This window comes from Enterobacter cloacae complex sp. I2 (assembly GCF_014896205.1).
In the GTDB taxonomy this organism is placed as follows: Bacteria; Pseudomonadota; Gammaproteobacteria; order Enterobacterales; family Enterobacteriaceae; genus Enterobacter; species Enterobacter quasihormaechei.
The window spans coordinates 141,822-150,248 of the sequence record NZ_JADBRA010000014.1 but is presented as its reverse complement, the minus strand read 5'-3'; the positions used below and the strand labels follow the sequence as shown (position 1 = coordinate 150,248).

Genomic DNA, 8,427 nt, shown 5'->3' with positions numbered 1-8,427 from the left:
CAGAAGTGAAACGCCGTAGCGCCGATGGTAGTGTGGGGTCTCCCCATGTGAGAGTAGGGAACTGCCAGGCATCAATTAAAGAAACCCCGTACCGTAAGGTGCGGGGTTTTTTGCTTTGTGCGTCAGAAATCAAGCCGGATGGCGGCTTCGCCTTATCCGGCCTACAGGTTTTGTAGGCCCGGTAAGCGAAGCGCCACCGGGCAATGCTAATCGCACGATCTTACTGGGAAGAGATAACAGGAATAAAAAGAAGGTAAGGTTTTGATAAACGCAGAAAAGCAAAAACCCAGCCATAGGCTGGGTTCTTTAAATAGTGGTGCCCGGACTCGGAATCGAACCAAGGACACGGGGATTTTCAATCCCCTGCTCTACCGACTGAGCTATCCGGGCAACGGAGCGCATTAAACCGCAATCGCGCGCGATCGTCAACATTATTTCGGGAAAAGCTGTTCAACTGCTTAAGTTTGCGGCAATCTGTCCGTTTGTGCGCTGAAATTGCACAAATCTTCCAGACAGTTCAGGCAAGCTATGACAATGCTGACGGTAAAGAGGAGGGCAGTATGGCAAATGACTGGCTTGAGCTGCGTCAGCATGCAGAAACAGGTATTGAAACAATCAAGGCACATTTCGAAGGGCACGCCTTTGATCCCCACTGGCACGACAGCTATCTGGTCGGAATAACCCTTTCCGGCACGCAGCAGTTCCACTGTCGGCGTGAACGGCACCATAGCCAGCCGGGCGATGCTTTTTTACTTGAGCCTGGTGAAATCCATGACGGTGATGCGCCGGTAGAGGGTGGCTTTACTTATCTGACCTTTTATCTCGATGAACGCTGGCTCACCCGTACGCTTCAGGGTCTGTACGACGCGACTCCCGGGAGCTACACCCTCCACTTTGCCCAAACGCTGACGCGGGAGCCTCAGCTGGTGCGCTCTATCGGTGATACGTTCGCTTCGTTGCATAACGATGAAATGAAAATCGTGCAGCAAAGCACAATGGATAACCTGCTCTCTCAGATTACAGCCCACTGCCACTGGCGTAAGAGACTCCCGTCTCAGTTACAAAGCTCCGCCGTGGCGCATCGTGCCCGCGACTATCTCTACGCGCATATCGGCGAAAACGTGGGGCTATCAGACCTTGCGCGTGAGACGGGGACGGATCGCTTTACCCTCACCCGCTGCTTTAAGCGCGAGTTTCACCTCGCGCCGCACGCCTGGCTTATCCAGCTGCGTCTGGCAAAGGCCCGACAGATGCTGGCGTGTGGGGGACTGCCTGTTGATGTTGCCACGGCAGTGGGTTTTGCCGATCAAAGCCATCTTGGTCGCTGGTTCCAGCGGGCGTACCGTATTTCTCCGGCACACTACCGTCGGTTGTGCACAAACCTTCCAGACGTTTCCAGAAAATAACGGCACATTCATGGCTCTACTAAAAAGGAGCCACCTGTGAATTTATTATCCTTTCTGTTGTTTGCGTTTGTCGCCTCCATTACGCCGGGGCCAACTAATATTCTGGTACTGACTAACAGTCAGCACTTTGGCGTAAAAAATACGGTACCTGCGATCCTCGGTGGGTGTATTGCCGCCAGCGCTATTGTCCTGGTTTCCGGCGCAGGGGCAGGAGAAGCGTTACGCCAGTATCCGCTGATACGTCAGGTGATGAGCTGGGCGGGTGTGCTATGGCTTTCCTGGATGAGCTGGCAGCTGTTTAGCGCCCCGGCCGCGAATCTCTCCTCCAGACGCCCTGTACGATTTACCGCCCGGGCGGCGGCGTTATTACAGGTTGTGAATCCGAAAACCTGGATGATGGCGCTGGCAGTTGTCAGTCTGTTTGCGCCGGCAAGCGACCATGCATTACGGGATATTGCGCTGATGGCGCTATGGTTCCTGGCGATCTCAGTGGTCTGTTTGTTGTGCTGGGCGTGGCTGGGGAAGGCGGTAAACCGGATTTTTCGCACCACCGTGGCGATGGTGCGATTTCAGCGCGTAATGGCGCTGTGTTTGTTTATCTCCGCCTGGACGGGAATGCTGGCTTAGGTCAGTGCGCCACCCATACGGCACTGTGCAAACCGCAAAATATCTTCCGCCAGACGGTGCGCCGTATCCACATCAGCCTGGCTACGGTTCACCAGCATACGGCTCAGGCAACCTTCCAGCACCAGCTCCATCTGCTTCGCGACCATCGCCGGGTCATCCACTTCAAGTGTGGTCAGCAGCTCGTGTGTAAACTCGTGCGCCGCACGCTTTTGCTGATCTGCCAGCTGATGGATAGGGTGTCCGGGATCGGGGTAGTAGGTGCAGGCGGCGATAAACAGGCAGCCAGGGTAACGGTTGTTGGTGACACACTCCGTCAGCGCGGTATAGCGTGCCAGCAGCTTTTGCTCGGTGGTCAGTTCTTCATTCAGCATCAGCTGCCTGCGCCAGATATCCACCTGCTGGCTGAGATAGCGCAGGGCATCATAAAGCAGCGCCTCTTTATCCGGCCAGAAGCGCTTAAGTTCATCCAGAGGGTAATCGATACGGTCGGCTACCATCTCAAGCGTGGTGCTGGCGATCCCTTGAATCTCAAGTAATTGCAGGGCTTGTCCCAGTACGTCTTCGCGTTGCACGGTTATCTCCTCCGCTATTCCCAACGGTTTGTCCCGTCTAAAGTGTTGTTTACGGTTGGCGATTGCGCAAATGCGCGTTGAATGCCGTCGCGTCCATAAACCCGGTTACACGCTGCGTCGGCTGTTCTGCCCCCTGTTCGTTGAAGAACAGGATGGTAGGCAAACCGAGCACGTTAAGTTGCTTCAGCAGCGCCTTATCCTGCGCGCTGTTGGCGGTAACGTTCGCCTGAAGCAGAACGGTATCGCTCAGCGCGTGTTGTACCTGCGGATCGCTGAAGGTGTATTTTTCAAACTCTTTGCAGGCCACGCACCAGTCGGCATAGAGATCGAGCATGACTGGTTTGCCTTTCGCCTGCGCCAGGGCGCGGTTAAGGTCATCCACGTTTTTAATCTGTATAAAATTCAGATGAGCCTGCGTCTGACCTGTCGGGGTGCCAAACGCCCAGTCCTGCAAAGGACGGACGCTCACCAGCGCGGCCGCCAGCAGAAGGATCTGTACCAGACGCATCCACGGTGTCTTCGCACCCAGACTCACGATAAATGCCCAGCTGAAGAAGGCCACGCCGAGCATCGCCCACAGACGTGTACCCCAGACGTCACCGATGATGCGTTCCAGCAGGAATACCGGGAGCGCCAGAATGACAAAACCGAACGCGGTTTTCACCGTCTCCATCCACGGGCCGCTCTTCGGCAGCAGACGATTGCCAAACACCGTCACCAGGATCAGCGGCAGGCCCATGCCGAGCGCGTAGAGGTACAGCGTGCCGCCGCCGAGCCACAGGTTGCCGCTCTGGGCAATGTATAACAGGATGGCGCTCAGCGGCGCGGTGGTGCAGGGAGAGCAAATCAGACCGGCGATGGCACCCATAGCGAACACGCCGCCCGCAGAGCCACCCTGCTGACGGTTGCTCATCAGCGTCAGACGGGTTTGCAGGGAAGAGGGCAGTTGCAGGGTAAACAGGCCAAACATCGACAGCGCCAGCAGAATAAACACCGCTGACAGCCCGATAAGCACATAAGGGTGCTGAAGGGCTGCCTGGAACTGCAATCCAGCAGCGGCGACCACGAGGCCAAGCGCGGTATAGGTTAGCGCCATGCCCTGCACGTAGATAAAGGCCAGCACCAGCGCGCGGGCGGTGGAAAGGCGTTGCTTGCCGCCCAGCACAATGCCAGAGATAAGCGGGTACATGGGCAATACGCAGGGCGTAAAGGCGATGCCGATACCAATCAGTAACGCCCATAACGCGGAGAAAGGCATGTCAGCGCGGCCTTTGGCCTCTTCGCTCGTGGGAGGCGGAGAAGCCGCGGCTACGCCTTTGACTTCACTCAGCGGCACGACTTTTGTTTCCGGCGGATAGCAGAACCCGGCGTCGGCACAGCCCTGATACGTCACCGTCAGGGTAGCGCCTTTATACGCCTGATTCACCGTGACGGGCACGCTTAAGCGCTGGCGATAAATTTCACTTTTGCCGTAGAACTCGTCCTCATGCCATTCGCCTGCGGGCATCTGCAATGCGCCAACGTCAGCCTTTGCTGGCGTAATGCTGACCTGCTTGCGGTAGAGGTAGTAACCCTCTTTCACCTGCCAGGTGAGGCTGAGATCGTGCTGGTTTTGCTGAAAGTCGAAAACGAACGCCTGGTCGGCAGGAATAAAGTTCGAACGGCCGGGTGCGTCAAACAACCCGGCAAAAACTGACGTGCTGCACAGCAGCAGGATCAGCGTAAAGAAGCGTTGAGCCATGAGAGATAATCGTTATCGCCGTGGACTACTGGCAGCACCAGCAGCTCCGGGGTTTGGTATGGATGATGAGACTTGAGGCAGTCGAGGAGCGCCTGCTGGTTGGTCAGATTGGTTTTGAGCAACATCTGGACTTCGTACTCTTGCTCCAGCTTGCCTTCCCAGTAATAAAGGGAGGTTGCGCCGGGTAAAAGCGTGACGCAGGCAGCCAGTTTTTCGGCCAGCACTTTGGCGGCGAGATCCTGGGCAGAGGCTTCATCAGGGGCGGTACACAGTACAACAACAGCATCAGGCGTGTTCACAAGTCGACCTCCTCATCACGAAAGTCCTCACTATATCACGCCATGCGATTGGTCATTAATGAAACGGGCCGCAGAGCGGCCCGATTTTAACTATTTTTACAACGGCTAACCGTTTACAGCACAATGCCACCGATGATAAAGCCGAGGATCACGCAGAGCGTAATCGCCACCACGCCCGGGATCAGGAACGCGTGGTTAAACACGTACTTACCGATGCGGGTTGAGCCGGTGTCATCCATCTCAACCGCGGCCAGCAGGGTTGGGTAGGTTGGCAGCACGAACAGGGCGGAAACGGCCGCAAAAGAGGCAATCGCCGTCAGCGGCGTAACGCCCAGCATCAGTGCCGCAGGCATCAGCGCTTTGGTGGTCGCGGCCTGGGAATACAGCAGCGTCGCCGCAAAGAACAGCACCACCGCCAGCAGCCACGGATAGTTGTGCAGCAGGTCGCCCGCAACGGTCTGGATATCGCTGATGTGTGCTTTGACGAAGGTATCACCGAGCCACGCCACGCCCAGCACGCACACGCAGGCGCTCATACCGGATTTGAAGGTGCTGGCGTTCAGCACTTCGCTGGTGTCGATTTTACAGGTGATGCTAATCAGCGTCGCGATGGTCAGCATGAAGACCACAATGGCTTCGTTACGTGGCAGAACCGGGTTCTGGATCAGACCTACCGTATCGCTGATGGCGGTCGCGTAGAACATCACGGCGACGATACCGATCAGGAACAGCAGCACGGAGCGTTTCGCGTGCGGCTTCAGCTCGAAGACCTGGCTTCCGCGCAGGCTCACTTCGCCTTTTGCCAGGCGCTCCTGGTAAACCGGATCGTCTTTCAGCTCGGCGCCGAGGAAGTTACACAGCACGGCGGTGATCATCACCGCAATCAGCGTGACCGGAATACAGATCGCCAGCAGCGTCAGGTAGCTCACGCCCATCGGCTCAAGGATCCCCGCGAAGAAGACCACGGCGGCTGAGATTGGCGAGGCGGTGATCGCAATCTGGGACGCCACCACGGCAATAGAGAGAGGGCGAGACGGGCGAATGCCCTGCTCTTTGGCCACTTCGGTGATCACCGGCAGCGTGGAGAACGCAGTGTGGCCAGTGCCGGCGAGAATGGTCATAAACCACGTCACCAGCGGGGCAAGGAAGGTGATGTATTTCGGATGGCGACGCAGCATACGCTCCGCCAGGCTCACCAGGTAGTCCATACCGCCAGCGACCTGCATGGCCGCAATGGCAGCGATAACCGCCATGATGATTTCGATAACGTCAAAAGGGATTGCGCCGGGTTTAATCTGAAAAATCAGGGTAAGTACGAGCACCCCAAGACCGCCGGCAAAACCGATGCCGATACCCCCGAGTCGTGCGCCCAAATAAATCGCCAACAGGACGATGACGAGTTCTGCTCCAAACATAAAGACCTGCCTTGCTTATTAACAAGTTGATATTGAATTGTTGTGTTTTGGTAACGCCCATAAAGAAAAAAGGCACGTCACAAGTGACGTGCCTTTCGGAAGCTTAGCCTGAACGGTTACTGTTCGCTTTCATCGGTATATCGTTTCGCTTTATAGGCCGGATGCATCAGGTTCTGGGCGGAGAAGATATCGTCCAGCTCGGCTTCGGTCAACAATCCTCGCTCAAGAACGACCTCACGCACGCTCTTACCGGTTTCGGCACAAATCTTACCAACGATGTCGCCGTTGTGGTGGCCGATGAACGGGTTGAGGTAGGTGACGATGCCGATTGAGTTATACACGTAACCTTCACACACCTCTTTATTGGCGGTGATGCCGTTAATGCATTTTTCCAGCAGGTTGTAGCAGGCGTTGGTCAGAATATGGATGGATTCAAACATCGCCTGGCCAATCACTGGCTCCATCACGTTCAGCTGGAGCTGACCGGCTTCGGAAGCCATGGTGACGGTCGTATCGTTACCAATAACCTTGAAGCAAACCTGGTTCACCACTTCCGGCACCACCGGGTTAACTTTAGCTGGCATGATGGACGAACCCGCTTGCAACTCTGGCAGGTTGATTTCATTCAGGCCAGCGCGTGGACCGGAGGAGAGCAGGCGCAGGTCGTTACAGATTTTGGACAGTTTCACCGCCAGACGCTTCAGCGCGCTGTGCACCATCACGTAGGCGCCGCAGTCGGAGGTCGCTTCAATCAGGTCTTCCGCAGGCACAACCGGCAGGTTGGACACTTCAGCCAGCTTCTGTACCGCCAGCTGCTGATAGCCATCCGGCGTATTCAGACGTGTACCGATGGCGGTTGCCCCCAGGTTGACTTCCAGCAGCAGCTCGGACGTGCGCAGCAGGTTTTTAGTCTCTTCGTTCAGCAGCACGCTAAACGCGTGGAATTCCTGTCCGAGGGTCATGGGGACCGCGTCCTGCAACTGAGTACGGCCCATTTTCAGAATGTCCTGGAACTCAACGGCTTTACGCTGGAAGCCATCGCCCAGCTGATTGATCGCGTCGACCAGTTTGACGACAGAAGCATACACCGCGATGCGGAACCCGGTTGGGTACGCGTCGTTGGTGGACTGACATTTGTTAACGTGGTCGTTCGGGTTCAGGTACTGGTATTCACCTTTCTGATGCCCCATCAGCTCCAGGCCGATGTTCGCCAGCACTTCGTTGGTGTTCATGTTGACGGAGGTGCCCGCGCCGCCCTGATAGACGTCAACCGGGAACTGATCCATGCATTTGCCGTTGTTCAGCACTTCATCGCACGCGGCGATAATCGCATTTGCAGCGCTTTTAGGAATGGTTTGCAGCTCTTTGTTCGCCAGAGCCGCGGCTTTTTTTACCATCACCATGCCACGCACAAATTCAGGGATGTCGCTGATTTTGCTGTTGCTGATGTAGAAGTTTTCAATCGCTCTCAGAGTGTGAACACCATAGTAGGCATCCGCTGGAACTTCCCTGGTACCCAACAAATCTTCTTCGATACGAATGTTGTTTAACATGTGAACCTTCTTTTCAAGCTGCCGATGGATTGTACTAAACACACAGTATATATGTGGTTTTGAATATTTTCTGACCGACGATTATTCCCTCAATCGGCCAGATGTTCGAGATCATATGCTGATGATAGCGAATTGCCGTAAGCTGGATCACTTATTATCGACCCGATTTCATGATAATTATTAATCTGTGAAATGGGTCACCGCTTTAATATTTCCAAAAAAAATATCCGTGCAAACCGATTGAATTTTGGCTAACCGTCACCATCTCTTATCTACGCGCTTCGCGAACACATTCAGACAGGGGCCAGAAGGCACCTGCCACACAGGAGATGCCAGTGCGCTGGATACCGTTTATTGCTTTCTTTCTTTATGTTTACATTGAAATTTCGATTTTCATCCAGGTTGCCCACGTGCTGGGCGTCCTGCTGACGCTGATTCTGGTGATCTTCACCTCCGTCATCGGCATGTCGCTGGTGCGCAATCAGGGTTTCAAAAATTTCCTGTTAATGCAGCAGAAGATGGCCGCAGGCGAAAGCCCGGCAGCCGAGATGATCAAAAGCGTGTCGCTGATTATTGCTGGCCTGCTGCTGATCCTGCCTGGGTTCTTCACCGACTTCCTCGGCCTGCTGTTGCTGTTGCCGCCGGTACAGAAGCACCTGACCATGAAGCTGCTGCCGCACCTGCGTTTCAGCCGTATGCCGGGCGGTGGTTTCAGCACCGGCCCGGGGGATACCTTTGAAGGGGAATACCAGCGTAAGGATGAGCAGCGCGACCGGTTAGATCATAAAGACGATCGGTGAGTTTGTGGCCCGGT

At 55.4% G+C, this 8,427-nt stretch carries 8 protein-coding genes and 1 tRNA gene; 3 read left to right on the top strand and 6 right to left on the bottom strand.

What is annotated here, in order from left to right; translation table 11 throughout:
• Positions 1-314: 314 nt before the first annotated feature.
• Positions 315-390, bottom strand: a tRNA-Phe gene (locus IM300_RS14015).
• Positions 391-560: 170 nt separating this feature from the next.
• On the opposite strand from IM300_RS14015, the gene IM300_RS14010 reads away from it, so the two are divergent.
• Positions 561-1,406, top strand: a complete 846-nt coding sequence (locus IM300_RS14010) for an AraC family transcriptional regulator (RefSeq protein WP_102749857.1) — start codon at positions 561-563, stop codon at positions 1,404-1,406.
• Positions 1,407-1,442: 36 nt separating this feature from the next.
• Positions 1,443-2,033, top strand: a complete 591-nt coding sequence (locus IM300_RS14005; protein WP_131637504.1) for a LysE family translocator — start codon at positions 1,443-1,445, stop codon at positions 2,031-2,033.
• On the opposite strand, the gene IM300_RS14000 is transcribed toward IM300_RS14005, so the two are convergent.
• The 5 genes from IM300_RS14000 to aspA form a co-directional block, all read right to left on the bottom strand.
• Positions 2,030-2,605, bottom strand: a complete 576-nt coding sequence (locus IM300_RS14000) for a transcriptional regulator (protein ID WP_017383972.1) — start codon at positions 2,603-2,605, stop codon at positions 2,030-2,032. The two genes, IM300_RS14005 and IM300_RS14000, sit on opposite strands and share 4 nt — an antisense overlap.
• A 49-nt stretch (positions 2,606-2,654) precedes the next feature.
• Entirely contained in the window at positions 2,655-4,346 is a 1,692-nt protein-coding gene (locus IM300_RS13995; RefSeq protein WP_193037005.1) for a protein-disulfide reductase DsbD, read from the bottom strand.
• Positions 4,322-4,645, bottom strand: a complete 324-nt coding sequence (cutA, locus tag IM300_RS13990) for a divalent cation tolerance protein CutA (protein ID WP_003855908.1) — start codon at positions 4,643-4,645, stop codon at positions 4,322-4,324. The genes IM300_RS13995 and cutA overlap by 25 nt, the downstream gene beginning before the upstream one ends.
• Positions 4,646-4,758: 113 nt before the next feature.
• Positions 4,759-6,060, bottom strand: coding sequence for an anaerobic C4-dicarboxylate transporter (locus IM300_RS13985; protein WP_003855921.1), 1,302 nt, complete (start codon positions 6,058-6,060; stop codon positions 4,759-4,761).
• Positions 6,061-6,176: 116 nt separating this feature from the next.
• On the bottom strand, positions 6,177-7,613 hold the full coding sequence (aspA, locus tag IM300_RS13980; protein ID WP_047737067.1) for an aspartate ammonia-lyase: 1,437 nt from the start codon (positions 7,611-7,613) through the stop codon (positions 6,177-6,179).
• Positions 7,614-7,948: 335 nt separating this feature from the next.
• Here aspA and IM300_RS13975 point away from each other — a divergent pair, with 335 nt between their 5' ends.
• The gene (locus IM300_RS13975) at positions 7,949-8,413 is read left to right on the top strand and encodes an FxsA family protein (protein WP_003855925.1); all 465 of its coding nucleotides are present in this window, start codon (positions 7,949-7,951) and stop codon (positions 8,411-8,413) included.
• Positions 8,414-8,427 lie beyond the last annotated feature (14 nt).

What these genes read in the sequence shown, in the direction of transcription:
- IM300_RS14010 (WP_102749857.1), top strand. Translation starts at nt 561, where the DNA reads ATGGCAAATGACTGGCTTGAGCTGCGTCAGCATGCAGAAACAGGTATT.
- IM300_RS13995 (WP_193037005.1), bottom strand. Translation starts at nt 4,346, where the DNA reads ATGGCTCAACGCTTCTTTACGCTGATCCTGCTGCTGTGCAGCACGTCA.
- IM300_RS13985 (WP_003855921.1), bottom strand. Translation starts at nt 6,060, where the DNA reads ATGTTTGGAGCAGAACTCGTCATCGTCCTGTTGGCGATTTATTTGGGC.
- aspA (WP_047737067.1), bottom strand. Translation starts at nt 7,613, where the DNA reads ATGTTAAACAACATTCGTATCGAAGAAGATTTGTTGGGTACCAGGGAA.